The sequence below is a fragment of the Streptomyces sp. NPDC001514 genome (genome assembly GCF_053597075.1).
This window is the reverse complement of sequence record NZ_JBSFHO010000005.1, coordinates 132611-149145: the sequence shown is the minus strand read 5'-3', so window position 1 is coordinate 149145 and position 16535 is coordinate 132611. Positions and strand designations below refer to the sequence as shown.

The following is a 16535-nucleotide window of genomic DNA, read 5'->3' as shown; positions in this document are numbered from 1 at the left end:
CCGTCACACCGTCCAGGTGAAGCGCGGCGTCCTGCGCTCCAGGAAGGCGGCGACCCCCTCCGCGGTGTCGCCGCTGCCACGCGCCTGCTCCGCCCAGTACGCGTCCCGGTCGATGCGCCCCGACGCGAACTCCTTCGCCGCGGCCTGCGTCAGCTGGGACCGACTCGTCAGCACGCGCGTGAACTCGGCCACCCGCTTGCCCAGCTCCCCCTCCGGCAGCACCTCGTCCACCAGGCCGGTGCGCAGCGCCCGTTCCGTGCCGATCAACTCGCCCGAGAAGAGCAGATACTTCGCGGCCGCCGGCCCGACCAGCGACACCAGCCGCCGGGTCGACGACGCGGGATAGACGATCCCCAGTTTCGCCGGCGTGACCCCGAAGGAGGCGCCTTCCTCGGCGAACCGCAGATCGCAGGCCGCGGCCAGCTGGGAGCCGCCGCCCACGCAGTAGCCGCGAACCGCCGCCAGTGTCGGTTTGGGGAAGGCCGCGAGCGCGTCCTCGGCCCGTACGGCCAGACTCTGCGGCTCCTCGCCGGCGGCCGTCGCACGCTCGCGCAGCGACGAGATGTCGGCACCGGCGCAGAACGTGCTCCCGGCGCCGGTCAGCACCAGCGCCCGTACCTCCGCATCGTGCGCCAGCCCCTCCAGCACGTCGGGCAGCGCGCGCCACATCGCGGCCGTCATCGCGTTGCGCTTCTCGGGATTGCTGATGACGACGGTGGCGACCCCGGCCACCACCTCGGCGGAGATCTGCCCCTGCTGCGGCTCCGAACGGTCCATGTGCCGGATGCTATCGGCCCGGCCCGAACCTATGATCAAGAAGGGGGTGCGACAAGGAGGCACGGATGGCCGGTCCCACCCAGGAGGGCAGGAGGCTCCGCCGCAGCTTCGGCTGGCTCGCGGCCCTCGGCGTGATTCTCGTGCTCGGCGGGCTGGTCGGACTCGTCTACGTCGGCGTGGCGACCATCACCTCCATGCTGCTCTTCGGCTGGCTGCTGCTGATCGGCGGACTGGTGGGGCTGCTGCAGGCGATCGAGTCGCGCGGCAGCAGCTACTTCTGGCTCGCGGTGGTCGTCGCCGCGCTCAACATCGCTGCCGGTGTGGTCGTCATCCGGCATCCCCAGGGCAGCGCGGAGGCGCTGACCATGTTCGCCGCGCTGCTGTTCCTGACCGGCGGGCTGTTCCGGCTGGTCGGGAGCGTGGTGGTGCGCGGTCCGCAGTTCGGCTGGACGCTGCTGCAGGGCGCGTTCGGCCTGCTGCTCGGCATTCTGGTGCTGGCGAACTGGCCCGAGAGCAGCCGCTATGTGCTCGGCACCTTCTTCTCGCTGGCGCTGCTCTTCGACGGGCTCGGGCTGATCGCGGTCGGCGTCGGCGGCCGCCGGATCATCGGCATGGTGAGCGACACGGAGGTGTCGGCGAAGTCGTCAGCAGAAGATCAAGATCAGTCGCAGAACTGACTCTGTCATACCCACCCGGTCGGATTCCGTCGATTGGCGGCAACTTCTGTTCAGCCGCTCGGTACGGACCAGCCGGTTCCCAAACTCGTCAGTCAAGAACTCAATTGGTTCCTGACCACAATTCACGAGGGTGGGTGCCGGACTTATGGAGAGCCCCGGGAGCGTCCCGGCCCGGCCACTGTCGTACGAAGGCGTCTGGCGGTTCACCGCACCCGCGCTCGAGGTCTCCGTGCCGCAGGCCAGGCACGCCGTCCGCGATCTGATCCGCCGCCAGGGAGTGCCGGTCCACGACGAGGTCCTGCATGGACTGCTGCTGATCGTCTCCGAGCTGGTGACCAATTCCGTACGGCATGCGGCCCTGCTGTCGCCCGAGGTCGCCGTCGAGGTCGCGATCGGCCCCGAGTGGATCCGGGTGGCGGTCGAGGACAACCACCCGTACCGGCCCAAGGCGCTGGAGACGGACTACGCGCAGACCGGCGGCCGCGGCCTGCTGCTCGTTCGGGAGGTCACCCGTGAGGCGGGCGGCACCTGCGACGTGGAGCACACCGCGACCGGCGGAAAGATCATCTGGGCCGCGCTGCCGCTCGCGACGGCCGCAGCCCATGCCATGGTCCAGCCACAGCGACAGCCATAGCAGCGATAGCCTTAGCCGTTGCCGTAGCCCTGGCCAAAGCGACAGCGACACCCATGGCCACGGCAACAGGCACGGGCAGCCTCACCAGCCGCAGGCCGGCCCCGTGAGCTCCTTGATCGCCGGACGCGCCGCGTCCAGCACGGTCATGAACCACGCGGAGAACGGGTCCCGGGCGTGCCGCTCGGCCAGCTCGGCCGCCGTCACGAACGCCGTCTCGCCGACCTCCTCCGCGTCCGGCCTCGGCGAAGCCTGCACCAGGCCGACGAAGAGGTGGTTGTACTCCTGCTCGACCAGGCCCGACGCCGGGTCCGGATGGTTGTAGCGGACCGTGCCCGCCTCCGCCAGCAGCGACGGCGAGACGCCCAGCTCCTCGAACGTACGCCGCGCGGCAGCGGCGATCGGCGCCTCGCCCGGGTAGGGGTGGCCGCAGCACGTGTTGGACCAGACGCCGGGGGAGTGGTACTTCCCGAGCGCGCGGCGCTGGATCAGCAGCCGCCCCTGCTCGTCGAAGAGGAACACGGAGAACGCCCGGTGCAGCTGCCCGGGCGCCAGATGGGCGGAAAGCTTCTCCGCGGTGCCGATGGTATGGCCGTTCTCGTCGACCAGTTCGAGCAAGATCGGCTGCTGGGTGCCGTTGGGCGAGCTGTTCGCCGCGGTGGCGGGTGTGGTCGGCATAGCCATCCTTCGCTTCGTTCCTCGGCCCTGCGGGGCCCACCCAGTCTGCCGTACAAAAGCGGCTTGTCCGCACTTCACCGCCCTGGGCATGTCCGCGCCCGCCACGCGGACACGTGGCGGGCGCGAACGGTGGTGGATCAGACCCCGAAGGCCCCCGGGTAGGTGATCGTGCCCTGCGGCACAGCCGTGGAACCGTCCAGGACCAGCGCCATCATCGCCTCGTTGGGCACCTCGAAACCCGGTGCGATGCCCAGTCCTGAGGCGGGGGTGAAACCGAACCGCGGGTAGTACTCCGGATGCCCCAGCACCAGCACCAGCCGCTCGCCGCGCGCCCGCGCCGCGTCCAGCACGGCCCGGATCACCGCGGAGCCCGCGCCCTGCCCCTGATGCTCCGGCGCGGTGGCGCACGGGGCCAGGGCCAGCGCGGGGGCGTCACCGACCCGGCAGCGGGTGAGCAGCGCGTACGCCGCGACCGAGCCGTCCGGCGCCTCCGCGACGTACGAGAGGCCCGGCAGCCAGGCCGACGCGTCCTCGCGCAGTGCGTCGACGAGATCCGCTTCTTCCTCCGTGGGGAAGGCCGCCGTGTTGACGGCGCGCACCGCCGCGATGTCGGCCGCCCGCTCGGGGCGGGTCCGCCAGCGGGCGTCGGCGGGCCGCAGCACGAAGCCGGTGTAGCCGTACTCCGTGCCGTGGTCGTGCCACATCGCGAGCTCGGCCCGGGTGGCGGCGAGTGCCTCCGCCATACCCGCAGCCGTGGGATCGACGGTGTCGGCGCGGGCGCCGAGCGGGCCGTAGTACTCCACCCAGTCGCTCACCGGCTGCCGGTACACACCGAGTACGTTGTATCCGGCCCCGACCGCCGCCGCCGCGTTCGCGGCCGTCGTACGCAGCCGGTAGTGCTGCTCCCAGAAGGCGCGGGCCTCGGGGCTCGGTGTGTCGGAGGTCCACTCGCACTCGGTGACGACGAGCGCGCCGCCGGGTGCGAGCAGCCGCCGCCAGTCGCGCAGGGCGGTGTCGAAGCCGATCAAGTATGCGGAGCTCTCCGCCCAGACGAGATCGAAGGACCCGTCGGGGTAGGGCAGTTCGCCCATGTCGGCGTTGACGGTACGGACACGGTCGCCGAGCCCGCGGGCCTCGGCGGCACGCCGCACCTCGTCGAGGAACGGCTCGTGCAGATCCACCGCCGTGACCTCGGCGCCGGCCTCGGCGGCCAGCAGCAGCGTGGCACGGCCGGGGCCGCAGCCCAGATCGAGCACGCGCGGACGGGACGGCAGCGGACCCGCGAGAGCCAGCAGCCGGCGGGTGGTCTCGTCGGAGCCGGGGCCCTGTCGGGGCAGGCCGTGGTGAAGGGAGAAGAAAGCGTCGTGCAGGGTGTTGTCGGACAACGTGGGAACCCTTTGAGTGAGCGGGCTCCGGCCGACGGACGCACGTACGTGCGGAGAGGTACGGGTCGGGTCAGCCGAGAACCCGGAAGTCGATGACGGACCGGGCGCTGCGCACGGCAGCATCCATCGCGACGGTCATCAACCTCAGCTCCTCTCCATGTCCATTGCCGGGCCAACGCTAACAGGAGTCGGCAACGCAGTTCGGTGGAACGACGGAGCCCGTTGACAGGGATCAGCGGCGGAGCCCGCTGACAAGGGTCAGTGGCAGAGCCCGGCCTCGTGCGCGGCATGGCCGCTCGGCTCCAGCTGGAACGTGCAGTGCTCGACGTCGAAGTGGGACCCCAGACAGCCCTGCAGGTCGTGCAGCATCTTCTCGTGCCCGAACGCGTCCAGCACCTCCTGCGCGACGACGACATGCGCGGAGAGCACCGGCATGCCGGACGTGATGGTCCAGGCGTGCAGGTCATGGACGTCCTCGACGCCGGGCAGCGCCACTATGTGTTCGCGCACCTCGCCCATGTCGACGCCCTTGGGTGCTGCCTCCAGCAGCACGTTGAGGGTCTCCCGCAGCAGCTTGACCGTACGCGGCACGATCATCAGGCCGATCAGGAGCGAGGCGATCGGGTCGGCGGCCTGCCAGCCGGTGGCCAGGATGATGCCCGCCGAGACCAGCACCATCACCGAGCCGAGAGCGTCCGCGAGCACCTCCAGATACGCGCCGCGCACATTGAGGCTGTCCTTCTGGCCCCGCATCAGCAGGGAGAGCGACACCAGGTTGGCGACCAGACCGACGAGGGCGAACGCGATGGCGAGGCCGCCCCTCGTGTCGGCGGGCGTGATGAAGCGCTGCACCGCCTCGTACACGAGGTAGCCGCCGACCCCGAGCAGCAGCAGACAGTTCGCCAGCGCGGCAAGGATCTCGGCGCGGGCGAACCCGAAGGTGCGCCGGGCGTCGGCCGGACGGGCGGCGAAGTGGATCGCCAGGAGCGCCATGGCGAGGCCGAGGCCGTCCGTCGCCATGTGCGCGGCGTCGGCGATGAGGGCCAGCGAGTCCGCCAGGATCCCGCCCACGACCTCCAGGACCATCACGCCCAGCGTGATCGCGAGCGCGATCCGCAGCCGTCCCTTGTAGGCGGCGGCCGCGGTGCCCGTCGGCGGGGCACCGCCGCCGTGCGTGTGTCCGTGGTCGTGCCCAGCCCCCATGAGAGGCGCCTCCCGTACCGTCCGATTCGATCTGATCGCGCCCCGCCAGTGAACTACGGGTGGGGGGTATCGGGCAACACGACGTTGAACACCGTTGTCATATGCTCTGACCTGCGGTGATGTCCGCAGGTCAGAGCAGTGGACGATCAGTGACGATCAGCGAGATGCCGGGCGAGTGCCGGGCGGGCGCAGGGCGGGCGCAGGGCGCCTGTGCTCAGCGGACGCGGGCCTCGGGGTGGTGCAGCACCCAGCCCTCCCAGGCCGACTCGACCATCTCGCGCACCCCGCGTGAGGCCGTCCAGCCCAGCTCCTTGGCGATCCGCTCGACGGAGGCGACCGCCTGTGCCGCGTCTCCGGCCCGCCGCGGTTCGACGACCGCGGGTGTGCCGTGGCCCGTCACCTCGGCGACAAGGCGGGCGAGCTCGCGGACGGAGACGCCCTCGCCACGGCCGATGTTCACGGTGAGGTCCCCGGCGCCGTCCTGGTCGGCCAGACGGCGGGCCACGGTGAGGTGGGCGTCGGCAAGATCGGCGACATGGATGTAGTCGCGGACGCAGGTGCCGTCCGGGGTCGGGTAGTTGTCACCGAAGATCCGCGGCGCCTCGCCACGGGTGATCCGGTCGAAGAACATCGGGATGATGTTGAACACCCCGGTGTCGGCGAGCTCGGGCCGGGCGGCGCCCGCCACGTTGAAGTAGCGCAGACAGGCCGTGGCGATGCCGTGTGCCCGGCCGGCCGCTCGCACCAGCCATTCGCCCGCGAGCTTGGTCTCGCCGTACGGGTTGATCGGCACCGCGGGGGTGTCCTCCGTGATGAGCTCCACATCGGGGACCCCGTACACGGCGGCGGACGACGAGAAGAGGAACCGCTTCACGCCGGCGGCGACCACGGCCTCCAGCAGGACGGTGAGTCCGTGCACGTTCTCGCGGTAGTAGCGCAGCGGCTGCTCAACGGACTCCCCGACCTGCTTCTTCGCGGCGAGATGCACCACACCCGTGACCGCGTGCTCGGCCAGCGCGCGGTCCAGCAGCTCCCGGTCGAGCACCGAACCGCGCACCAGGGCCACGCCGTCGGGCAGCCGCCCGGCCACCCCCGTCGAGACGTCGTCGAGGACGACGACGCGTTCCCCGGCCTCGGTCATGGCATGCGCCACATGGGCCCCGATGTACCCCGCTCCACCTGTGATCAGCCAAGTCATAGCCGCCACCCTAGGGGGTGCGCGAGGGCGGTTTGTGGGGCAAGGCCAGGATCGACGATGATGATCTAGGTGGTGCTCTGTGGTGCACAAGACACCATCTCGGCCGGGACGACCGCGGCCCGGCCGGGAAACCGCGGCCCCTCGGTGGGTGCGGCCGTTGGCCGGGGGAGCGGGGGATGTCCCCGGCGGTAAGCCTCGGTGAACGCAAGATTCCGAACATCGGATAGCCTCACCCGACGTGCCGCCGCCCGTGTCCACGGGCCGAGCCGCCGTGCACAGCCACCCGTCAGTGCCAAGGAGTGAGTCCGTCTGTCGACCGCCGTCCTCACCGGTCAGCCGGTACCCGGATCGCCGCTCGAAGGCGACCTGCGGTCGCTGGGCTTCGATGTCCGCGTCGCCTCCGGCCCCGACGAGACCGCCGCGCTTCTCGCCGCGGTCCCGGCCGCCGACCGGGTCGCCGTGGTCGACCCCGGCTTCGTCGGCCACCTCCACGCCCTGCGCCTGGGACTCACCGACCCCCGCTTCCCGGCGGCCGCGGTCCCGGGTGCCGTCACGGCCCAGGCCGGGGCACGCGCCGCTCTGCTGAGCGCGCTGCACACGGCCGCGGCCGCAGCCCCCGACAGCGCCCCCGACCCGGACGCCGCGCCGTCCACCGGTACGCGCGCCCCCGTACGCAGCTGCGTGCTCGCCGACCGCGTCGCGGACGCCATCGACGCCGACGGCACCCCGGTGCACCGGCCCGAGCTCGGGTCGCTCGTGGCGGCCGTGCCGGGCGACGCCCAGGCCCGCAACGAGGCCCGGCAGGCCGTCGCGGCCGTCGACGACGAGGACGTACGGCTGCGCTCGGCGGTGAAGGCGCGGGACGGCTTCTTCACCACTTTCTTCATCAGCCCCTACTCGCGGTACATCGCCCGCTGGTGCGCGCGGCGGGGGCTGACCCCCAACCAGGTCACCACCGCCTCGCTGATCACCGCGCTCATCGCGGCCGCGTGTGCCGCGACCGGCACGCGCGGGGGCTACGTGGCCGCCGGCGTGCTCCTGCTCTTCTCCTTCGTGCTGGACTGCACGGACGGGCAGCTCGCCCGCTACTCGCTGCAGTACTCGACGATGGGCGCCTGGCTCGACGCCACCTTCGACCGGGCCAAGGAGTACGCGTACTACGCGGGCCTCGCCCTCGGTGCCGCCCGCGGCGGGGACGACGTCTGGGCCCTGGCCCTCGGCGCGATGATCCTCCAGACCTGCCGCCACGTCGTGGACTTCTCCTTCAACGAGGCGAACCACGACGCGGTGTCGAACACGAGCCCCACCGCCGCCCTCTCCGACAAGCTCGACAGCGTCGGCTGGACGGTCTGGGTGCGCCGCATGATCGTGCTGCCGATCGGCGAGCGCTGGGCCATGATCGCCGTACTCACGGCCGTGTCCACGCCCCGCATCGTCTTCTACGCCCTGCTCGTCGGCTGCGCCTTCGCCGCCACGTACACCACCGCGGGCCGCGTCCTGCGCTCGCTCACCCGCAAGGCACGGCGCACTGACCGCGCGGCCACCGCCCTGGCGGAGCTCGCCGACTCCGGTCAGCTCGCCGAGAGCTTCGCGGCGGCCTTCGCCAGGGTGGCCCGCCCGCTGCCCGCCATCGCGCCGCTCGTCGTCGCCGTGGCCGGCGGCGCCGCCGTCGTGGCTGCCGCGGGTTTCACGGACGTCGGCAGCTGGTGGCCGGTCGTGGCCGCCGCGCTCTACGTCGCGACCTCCGGCTTCGCCGTCGCACGCCCCCTCAAGGGCGCGCTCGACTGGCTCGTCCCCCCGGTCTTCCGGGCCGTGGAGTACGGCGTGATCCTGCTCCTGGCCGCCCGCTCCGAGGTGAACGGAGCGCTGCCCGCGGCTTTCGGCCTGGTGGCCGCGGTCGCCTACCATCACTACGACACGGTGTACCGCATCCGCGGGGGCACCGGCGCGCCGCCGGCCTGGCTGGTGCGGACGATCGGCGGGCATGAGGGCCGCACGCTGGCGGTGGCGGTTCTCGCCGCACTCCTGGCGTCCCACGGCACCGGCTTCACCGTCGCGCTCGCCGTGCTCGCGGTGGCCGTGGCGCTGGTGGTGCTCGTGGAGTCCATCCGCTTCTGGGTCTCCGCCGGAGCACCCGCCGTACATGACGAAGGAGAACCCGCATGATCGGCCTCGTACTGGCAGCCGGTGCCGGACGGCGTCTGCGTCCCTACACCGACACGCTTCCGAAGGCCCTCGTGCCGGTTGACGGGGACCTGTCGGTCCTCGACCTCACGCTGAAGAACTTCAGCGAGATCGGCCTCACCGAGGTCGCCGTCGTCGTCGGCTACCGCAAGGAAGCCGTGTACGCGCGCAAGGACGAGCTGGAGGCCACGTACGGTCTGAAGCTCACCCTCATCGACAACGACAAGGCCGAGGAGTGGAACAACGCCTACTCCCTGTGGTGCGCCCGTGACGTCCTGAAGCAGGGCGTGATCCTCGCCAACGGCGACACCGTGCACCCGGTCTCCGTCGAGAAGACGCTGCTCGCCGCCCGCGGCGACGGCCAGAAGATCATTCTCGCCCTCGACACGGTGAAGCAGCTCGCCGACGAGGAGATGAAGGTGATCACCGCCGACGGCCAGGGTGTGCAGAAGATCACCAAGCTGATGGACCCCGCCACCGCCACCGGCGAGTACATCGGCGTCACCCTCATCGAGCCCGAGGCCGCCGCGGAGCTCGCCGACGCGCTGAAGGCCACCTTCGAGCGCGACCCCGACCTCTACTACGAGGACGGCTACCAGGAGCTCGTGAACCGGGGTTTCCAGATCGACGTGGCACCGATCGGCGACGTGAAGTGGGTCGAGATCGACAACCACGACGACCTCGCCAAGGGCCGGGAGATCGCGTGCCAGTACTGACACGGCTCATCCCGTCCCCCGTCGTCGTCGACATCCGCCCGGGCGCATTGGACGATCTGCCCGGGCTCCTCGCCGACCAGCGGATCTCCGCGTCGGGCAGGCTGGCGTTCGCCGTAAGCAACGGCTCGGGCCAGACCCTGCGGGAGCGGCTCGCACCGCTGCTGCCCGACGCCGACTGGTACGAGGTCGCGGGCGGCACGATCGACGCCGCGGTCAAGCTCGCCGACGACATCAAGGGCAGGCGGTACGACGCGGTCGTCGGCCTCGGCGGCGGCAAGATCATCGATGTGACCAAGTACGCCGCGGCCCGGGTCGGCCTGCCGTTGGTGGCCGTCGCGACCAACCTCGCGCACGACGGACTCTGCTCCCCGGTCGCGACGCTGGACAACGACAACGGCCGGGGCTCCTACGGTGTCCCCACGCCGATCGCCGTGGTCATCGACCTGGACATCATCCGCGAGGCCCCGGTCCGCTTCGTCCGGGCCGGAATCGGTGACACGATCTCGAACCTTTCGGCCATCGCCGACTGGGAGCTCTCGCACCGGATCACCGGCGAGCCGGTCGACGGACTGGCCGCCGCCATGGCTCGTACCGCGGGCGAGGCCGTCCTGCGCCACCCCGGCGGTGTCGGCGACGACGGCTTCCTGACCGTGCTGGCCGAGGGACTGGTCCTGACCGGCATCGCCATGTCGATCAGCGGCGACACCCGGCCCTCGTCCGGCGCCTGCCACGAGATCAGCCACGCCTTCGACCTGCTCCACCCCAAGCGCTGCGCGCTCCACGGCGAGCAGGTCGGAATGGGCGCCGCCTTCGCGATGCACCTGCGCGGCGCCCACGAGGAGTCCAGGCTCTTCGCCGACGTGCTCGGCAAGCACGGCCTGCCGGTCCTCCCCGAGGAGATCGGCTTCACCGTCGACGAGTTCGTCGCGGCCGTGGAGTACGCACCGCAGACCCGCCCCGGACGCTTCACCATCCTCGAGCACCTCGACCTGTCCACCGATCAGATCAGGGACGCGTACGCCGACTATGCCAAGACCATCCGTAGCTGAACTCCGCCCGGTCGTGCACCCGGCGGGAGTCAAGGACCGGCGCAGCGGCGAGCACTGGGGCGGCCGCCTGTACATGCGCGAGATCTCCCTGCGCGTGACCCGCTCCCTGGTCACCACCAAGGTCACGCCGAACCAGCTGACCTACCTGATGACCCTCGCCGGCGTCCTGGCCTGCCCGGCCCTGCTGGTGCCGGGCATCTGGGGAGCCGTCCTCGGCGTGGTGATGGTCCAGCTCTACCTGCTGCTGGACTGCGTGGACGGCGAGGTCGCCCGCTGGAAGAAGCAGTACTCCCTCTCCGGCGTCTACCTGGACCGGGTCGGCGCCTACCTGTGCGACGCGGCGGTCCTGGTCGGCTTCGGCCTGCGCGCCGCGGACCCGTGGGGCGGCGGGAGGATCGACTGGCTGTGGGCGTTCCTCGGCACGCTCGCGGCGCTCGGCGCGATCCTGATCAAGGCCGAGACCGATCTGGTCGGCGTCGCCCGGCACCAGGCCGGGATGGAGCCGGTGAAGGACGCGGCGGCCGAGCCGCGCTCGTCCGGCATGGCGCTCGCCCGCCGGGCCGCCGCCGCGCTGAAGTTCCACAGGCTGGTCCTCGGCATCGAGGCATCACTGCTCATCCTGGTGCTGGCGATCCTCGACCAGGTCCGGGGCGACCTGTTCTTCTCCCGCCTCGGCGTCGCGGTGCTGGCCGCCATCGCGCTGCTGCAGACGGTGCTGCACCTGGTGTCCGTCCTCGCCTCCAGCAGGCTGAGGTGAGCGGCATGAAGCTGGGTGCAGTGATCATCACCATGGGCAACCGGCCCGACGACCTGCGTGCCCTCCTCGACTCGGTCGCCAAGCAGGAGGGTGACCCGGTCGAGATCGTCGTCGTCGGCAACGGCGCACCGGTGACCGACGTCCCCGACGGCGTGCGCACGGTCGACCTGCCCGAGAACCTGGGCATCCCCGGCGGGCGCAACGCCGGGATCGAGGCCTTCGGAACCGCCGGGCAGGACGTCGATGTCCTGCTCTTCCTCGACGACGACGGTCTGCTGCCCAACAACGACACCGCCGAACTGGTCCGCCGGGCGTTCCTGGAGGACCCGAGCCTCGGCATCGTCAGCTTCCGGATCGCCGACCCGGAGACCGGGGCCACCCAGCGCCGGCACGTTCCGCGACTGCGCGCGTCCGACCCGATGCGCTCGTCCCGGGTGACGACCTTCCTCGGCGGCGCCAACGCCGTCCGTACGAAGGTCATCGCCCAGGTCGGCGGCCTGCCTGACGAGTTCTTCTACGCGCATGAGGAGACGGACCTCGCCTGGCGGGCGCTGGACGCCGGCTGGATGATCGACTACCGCTCCGACATGGTGCTGTTCCACCCGACGACGCCGCCCTCGCGGCACGCGGTCTACCACCGCATGGTGGCGCGAAACCGGGTGTGGCTGGCCCGGCGCAATCTGCCCGCGCCCCTGGTGCCGGTCTACCTGGGGGTGTGGATTCTCCTTACCCTGGTGCGACGGCCTTCGGTCTCGGCGCTCAAAGCGTGGTTCGGCGGCTTCAAGGAGGGCTGGACGACTCCGTGCGGGCCTCGTCGCCCCATGAAGTGGCGTACCGTGTGGCGACTGACCCGGCTGGGCCGACCACCCGTCGTCTGACGGGCCGGGATCTGAGAGCATCGGGCGTACTCCGGGACCTGGCCGCCACTTGAGCGCCCACCTGCCGCGCATCTTGAACACGAAAGTTTCAACTTGTGAGTGACACAACCCACGACGGCGCGATCGCGACCAGCGCTCCGCCGTCTCCCGACGACGGTCTGACATCGGCGGAACTCGCCGCCAAGTACGGCCTCTCGGTGAGCGGTGCCCGACCGGGGCTTTTCGAGTACGTCAGGCAGCTCTGGGGCCGTCGGCACTTTATCCTGGCCTTCTCCCAGGCGAAGCTCACGGCCCAGTACAGCCAGGCGAAGCTCGGCCAGCTGTGGCAGGTGGCGACGCCTCTGCTGAACGCTCTCGTGTACTACCTGATCTTCGGGCTCATCCTCGGCGCCGACCGTGGGATGCCGAAGGAGGTCTACATCCCGTTCCTGGTCACGGGCGTGTTCGTGTTCACGTTCACGCAGTCGTCGGTGATGGCCGGTGTCCGGTCGATCGCCGGGAACCTGGGACTGGTGCGGGCGCTGCATTTCCCGCGCGCCTCGCTGCCCATCTCGTTCGCGCTGCAGCAGCTCCAGCAGCTGTTGTTCTCGATGATCGTCCTCGTGCTCATCGCGGTCGCTTTCGGCAGCTACCCGTCGTTGAGCTGGCTGCTGGTGCTGCCGGCGCTGGTGCTGCAGTTCGTCTTCAACGTGGGCCTCGCGCTGATCATGGCCCGCATGGGCAGCAAGACGCCCGACCTCGCCCAGCTGATGCCGTTCATCATGCGTACCTGGATGTACGGCTCGGGTGTCATGTTCTCCATCCCGGTGATGCTCCGCGACGAGCCGGCCTGGATCGCCGACGTCCTCATGTACAACCCGGCGGCCATCTACATGGACCTGGTCCGCTTCGCTCTGATCGACGGTTACGGCTCGTCGAACCTGCCCTCGCACGTCTGGCTGGCGGGTCTCGTCTGGGCGCTCCTGGTGGGCTTCGCCGGGTTTGTGTACTTCTGGAAGGCTGAGGAGCGGTACGGCCGTGGCTGATCTGCAGAAAGACCTGAGCTCCGGCGCACGGGTCCCCACCGTCATCGCCGACGACGTGCACATCGTGTACCGCGTGAACGGCGGCAGCGGCGGCCGGGGCAGTGCGACCGCGGCCCTGAGCCGGATACTCCGACGTGGCAGCGGCGAGTCGCGCGGCGTCCGCAAGGTGCACGCCGTGCGCGGCGTGTCCTTCACGGCGTACCGCGGCGAGGCCATCGGCCTCATCGGCACCAACGGCTCCGGCAAGTCGACCCTGCTTCGGGCCATCGCCGGCCTGCTGCCCACCGAGAGCGGCAAGGTCTACACAGACGGCCAGCCGTCCCTCCTCGGGGTCAACGCGGCGCTGATGGGGGATCTGACCGGCGAGCGGAACGTCATCCTCGGCGGCCTGGCCATGGGGATGTCGCGCGAGGAGGTCCGCCAGCGCTACCAGGGCATCGTCGACTTCTCCGGGATCAACGAGAAGGGCGACTTCATCACGCTGCCCATGCGTACGTACTCCTCCGGTATGGGTGCCCGGCTCCGCTTCTCCATCGCCGCGGCCAAGGACCACGACGTGCTGATGATCGACGAGGCGCTGGCCACCGGTGACCGCAAGTTCCAGAAGCGCTCGGAGCAGCGCATCCGCGAGCTGCGCAAGGAGGCCGGCACGGTCTTCCTGGTCAGCCACAGCAACGGCTCGATCAGGGACACCTGTGACCGCGTCCTGTGGCTGGAGAAGGGCGAGCTGCTGATGGACGGCCCGACCGACGAGGTCATCAAGGCGTACGAGAAGGAGACCGGCAGGTAGTCCCCGGTCCGGCACATCGGAAGGGCCCCCACCGGATCATTCCGGCGGGGGCCCTCGTGCTGCGTGAGGCAGCGGCGCGGCAGGGCGGGTGCCGCGGCAGATGTGCCAGGCGGTGCGGCCGCGGGCCGCAGCGGCCTTGGCGGCACGCCGGGCGGGGCGCCCACGGTGCTGCCCCGGGTCACTCCTCAGCCGCCCGTCCCGTGCCGGAGCCATCCGGACCGGGCCGCGGCTGCGGCGTCCTCGCCCGCCCGCCCTCCCGGACGGTCGCGGCGGCGAGTCCACGGCGCGCGCCCGGCGGGACCTCGTCGGCGAGCTCGCCGAGGCCATCAGGCGGTCCCCGGCGCCCCGTACCGCGCCCCGCACCGCGCCGTCGTCAGACGCCCACCGGGGTCCGCGGCTCCTCCGCAGGAGCCTCCCGCAGCCCCACCCGCGCGTGCAGCCTGCGCAGCGCCTTCGGCGCGTACCAGGCCTGGCGTCCGAGCAGCCGCATCGCTGCCGGTACGAGCACTCCGCGCACCGCGATCGCGTCGATGACGATGGCCAGCCCGCTGCCGATCCCGAACATCTGCAGGAAGCTGATGCTGCTGGTGCCGAAGGCGAAGAAGCTCACCGCGAGCAGCCCGGCGGCCATGCTGACGATCCGCCCGGTGTGCGACAGGCCCGCCGTCACCGTTGTCGTACGGTCCGCCCCGGTGTCGTGCAGCTCCTTCATCCGGCTGGTCACGAAGACCTCGTAGTCCATCGAGAGACCGAACGCGACGCAGAAGAGAAGCACGGTCATCGACGTGTCGAGCGGCATCGGTGTGAAGCCGAGCAGTGAGGCGAGATGGCCGTCCTGGAAGACCCACACCATCGCGCCGACGGCCGCGGACAGGCTGATCATGTTCAGCAGCAGCGCCCGCAGCGGCTGCACGACGCTGCCGGTGAAGAGGAAGAGGAGCGCGAAGGTCGACACCGCGATCATGCCGATGGCGAGCGGCAGCCGGTCGTAGATGGCCGCCTTGGAGTCGACCAGCCGCGCGTCGTCGCCGCCGACCAGGGCATCGGTGCCGTCCGGTGCGGGCACGGCACGGATGTCGTGGACGAGATCCTGGGCCGCGTCCGACTTCGGTGCGAGGGAGGTGACGACGACCAGGCGCTGGGCGTCGGGGCGGCCGAGTGCCGCGTTCTGCGGGCCGGCCTGCCCGCTCGCGCCGTCCGTGTACGTGCCGCTGCTCGCATCCACGCGGACGACGCCGCCGAGCCGGGACAGCTCGCTCGCGTACGCGCCGAGCGGCCCGGACGCGACGGGTCCCGTCGTCACGACCTGTACGGAGCCGGTGTCGTCTCCCGCGAAGTCCCGCTGGACGGCGGCCGCGACCTGGCGGCTCGCCGCGCTCTCGGGAAGCACCCGCTCGTCCGGGGTGCCGAAGGTGACACCCAGCAGCGGGCTCGCGGCCACCAGCAGCACGGCGAGCACGGGGAGCGCGGTCAGGGCGGGCCTGCGCATGACGACGCCCGCGAGGCGTCCCCAGAAGGGGGCGTCGGGCCGCTGCACCGACGCCGCCCACGGCAGCCGCCCCTTGTTCACCCGGTGTCCGAGGAGCACCAGCAGCGGCGGAACGACGAAGAGGGCGGCGAGGACCGCGACCACGACGACGCCGATGCCCGCGTACGCGAAGGAGCGCAGGAAGAACGGCGGGAAGACGAGCAGTGCGGTGAGCGCGGCGGCCACGGTCGCGGCCGAGAACACGATGGTCCTGCCCGCCGTGCGGACGGTCGTCACGACCGCGTCCTCGACCTCGTCACCGGCCGCGAGCTGCTCGCGGAAGCGGCTCACCAGCAGCAGCGCGTAGTCGATGCCGAGGCCGAGGCCGAGTGCGGTGGTGAGGTTGATGGAGAACACCGACACATCGGTGAGCGATCCGAGGACGGAGAGCTCGGCGAAGGTGCCGGCGATCGCGATCAGCCCGATGATCAGCGGCAGCAGCGCCGCGACCAGGCTGCCGAAGGCGAGCACGAGCAGGATGAGTGTCACGGGGACGGCGATGGCCTCGGCGACCGCGAGGTCCGCACCGACCTGCGAGGTGACGTCGTTGCCGATGGCGGCCAGTCCGCCCGCCCGCACCGAGACCCCGCCGCGGTCACCCGCGTACGTGTCGGTCAGTTTCTTCGCGCGGTCGGTGCGCTCGTCCTCCGTGCCGGTGACATGGGCGGCGACGAGCGCCTGGTCGCCGCCCTCGGATGCGAGCTGCGGGCTCCTGGCATCCCAGTACGAGACCACATTGGTCACCGTGGGGTCGTTCCTCAGCCCCTCGGCGATGGCGCGCCCGCGCTCCTCGACGGCGGGGGAGGACAGGCCCCCGGCCGCTGGTCCGTCGGACGAGATCAGGAAGACGAGGTCGGTCTGTCCGCCGAACTTCTTGTCGATGAGGGCCTGGGCCCTTGTCGACGGCGCATCCGGGTCGTCGAACCCGCCTCCGAGCAGTTTGCCGAATGCTCCGGTCCCGAGCACGGCCATGACGGCGACCGCGGCCGCGGCCAGTACGAGTACGAGGCGAGCGCGGCGCAGTGCGAGCGCGGCGATCCTGGTCAGCATGGTCCTCCC

Annotated in this window: 15 protein-coding genes; 9 read left to right on the top strand and 6 right to left on the bottom strand. The window is 71.2% G+C overall.

The genetic code is table 11. The features are described 5' to 3' along the window. Positions 1-3: 3 nt before the first annotated feature. Positions 4-777 (bottom strand): enoyl-CoA hydratase/isomerase family protein, encoded by a 774-nt coding sequence (locus ACWCXB_RS08415; RefSeq protein ID WP_450720350.1) that lies wholly within the window; start codon positions 775-777, stop codon positions 4-6. Between the two features lie 65 nt (positions 778-842). On the opposite strand from ACWCXB_RS08415, the gene ACWCXB_RS08410 reads away from it, so the two are divergent. Both ACWCXB_RS08410 and ACWCXB_RS08405 read left to right on the top strand, forming a co-directional pair. Further along, positions 843-1454 (top strand): HdeD family acid-resistance protein, encoded by a 612-nt coding sequence (locus ACWCXB_RS08410; protein WP_450720348.1) that lies wholly within the window; start codon positions 843-845, stop codon positions 1452-1454. 145 nt (positions 1455-1599) lie between these two features. Next, complete coding sequence (locus tag ACWCXB_RS08405; protein ID WP_450720581.1) at positions 1600-2088, top strand: ATP-binding protein; 489 nt, start codon at positions 1600-1602, stop codon at positions 2086-2088. A gap of 81 nt (positions 2089-2169) precedes the next feature. On the opposite strand, the gene idi is transcribed toward ACWCXB_RS08405, so the two are convergent. From idi to galE, 4 genes are all read right to left on the bottom strand, one after another. Next, entirely contained in the window at positions 2170-2763 is a 594-nt protein-coding gene (gene idi, locus ACWCXB_RS08400; protein ID WP_450720346.1) for an isopentenyl-diphosphate Delta-isomerase, read from the bottom strand. A gap of 137 nt (positions 2764-2900) precedes the next feature. Further along, positions 2901-4148: a GNAT family N-acetyltransferase gene (locus ACWCXB_RS08395; protein ID WP_450720344.1), complete on the bottom strand. Its 1248-nt coding sequence runs from the start codon at positions 4146-4148 to the stop codon at positions 2901-2903. 258 nt (positions 4149-4406) lie between these two features. Beyond that, positions 4407-5351 (bottom strand): cation diffusion facilitator family transporter, encoded by a 945-nt coding sequence (locus ACWCXB_RS08390; RefSeq protein WP_450720343.1) that lies wholly within the window; start codon positions 5349-5351, stop codon positions 4407-4409. A 214-nt stretch (positions 5352-5565) separates the two neighbouring features. Next, complete coding sequence (gene galE, locus ACWCXB_RS08385; protein WP_450720341.1) at positions 5566-6549, bottom strand: UDP-glucose 4-epimerase GalE; 984 nt, start codon at positions 6547-6549, stop codon at positions 5566-5568. A gap of 309 nt (positions 6550-6858) precedes the next feature. Here galE and ACWCXB_RS08380 point away from each other — a divergent pair, with 309 nt between their 5' ends. The 7 genes from ACWCXB_RS08380 (at position 6859) to ACWCXB_RS08350 (ending at position 13948) form a co-directional block, all read left to right on the top strand. Continuing rightward, positions 6859-8715, top strand: a complete 1857-nt coding sequence (locus ACWCXB_RS08380) for a DUF5941 domain-containing protein (RefSeq protein WP_450720579.1) — start codon at positions 6859-6861, stop codon at positions 8713-8715. Next, positions 8712-9449 (top strand): phosphocholine cytidylyltransferase family protein, encoded by a 738-nt coding sequence (locus ACWCXB_RS08375; RefSeq protein ID WP_450720339.1) that lies wholly within the window; start codon positions 8712-8714, stop codon positions 9447-9449. The genes ACWCXB_RS08380 and ACWCXB_RS08375 overlap by 4 nt, the downstream gene beginning before the upstream one ends. Beyond that, positions 9437-10498 (top strand): iron-containing alcohol dehydrogenase family protein, encoded by a 1062-nt coding sequence (locus ACWCXB_RS08370; RefSeq protein WP_450720337.1) that lies wholly within the window; start codon positions 9437-9439, stop codon positions 10496-10498. The genes ACWCXB_RS08375 and ACWCXB_RS08370 overlap by 13 nt, the downstream gene beginning before the upstream one ends. Then, on the top strand, positions 10476-11255 hold the full coding sequence (locus ACWCXB_RS08365) for a CDP-alcohol phosphatidyltransferase family protein (protein ID WP_450720335.1): 780 nt from the start codon (positions 10476-10478) through the stop codon (positions 11253-11255). Before ACWCXB_RS08370 ends, ACWCXB_RS08365 begins: the two co-directional genes overlap by 23 nt. A 5-nt stretch (positions 11256-11260) precedes the next feature. Beyond that, complete coding sequence (locus ACWCXB_RS08360) at positions 11261-12133, top strand: glycosyltransferase family 2 protein (RefSeq protein WP_450720333.1); 873 nt, start codon at positions 11261-11263, stop codon at positions 12131-12133. A gap of 95 nt (positions 12134-12228) precedes the next feature. Next, complete coding sequence (locus ACWCXB_RS08355; protein WP_450720331.1) at positions 12229-13158, top strand: ABC transporter permease; 930 nt, start codon at positions 12229-12231, stop codon at positions 13156-13158. Position 13159: 1 nt separating this feature from the next. Beyond that, positions 13160-13948 carry an ABC transporter ATP-binding protein gene (locus ACWCXB_RS08350; protein WP_450720577.1) on the top strand — a complete coding sequence of 263 codons (789 nt, stop codon included), beginning with the start codon at positions 13160-13162 and terminating at the stop codon, positions 13946-13948. A 373-nt stretch (positions 13949-14321) separates the two neighbouring features. On the opposite strand, the gene ACWCXB_RS08345 is transcribed toward ACWCXB_RS08350, so the two are convergent. After that, positions 14322-16526 carry an MMPL family transporter gene (locus ACWCXB_RS08345; RefSeq protein ID WP_450720329.1) on the bottom strand — a complete coding sequence of 735 codons (2205 nt, stop codon included), beginning with the start codon at positions 16524-16526 and terminating at the stop codon, positions 14322-14324. Positions 16527-16535 lie beyond the last annotated feature (9 nt).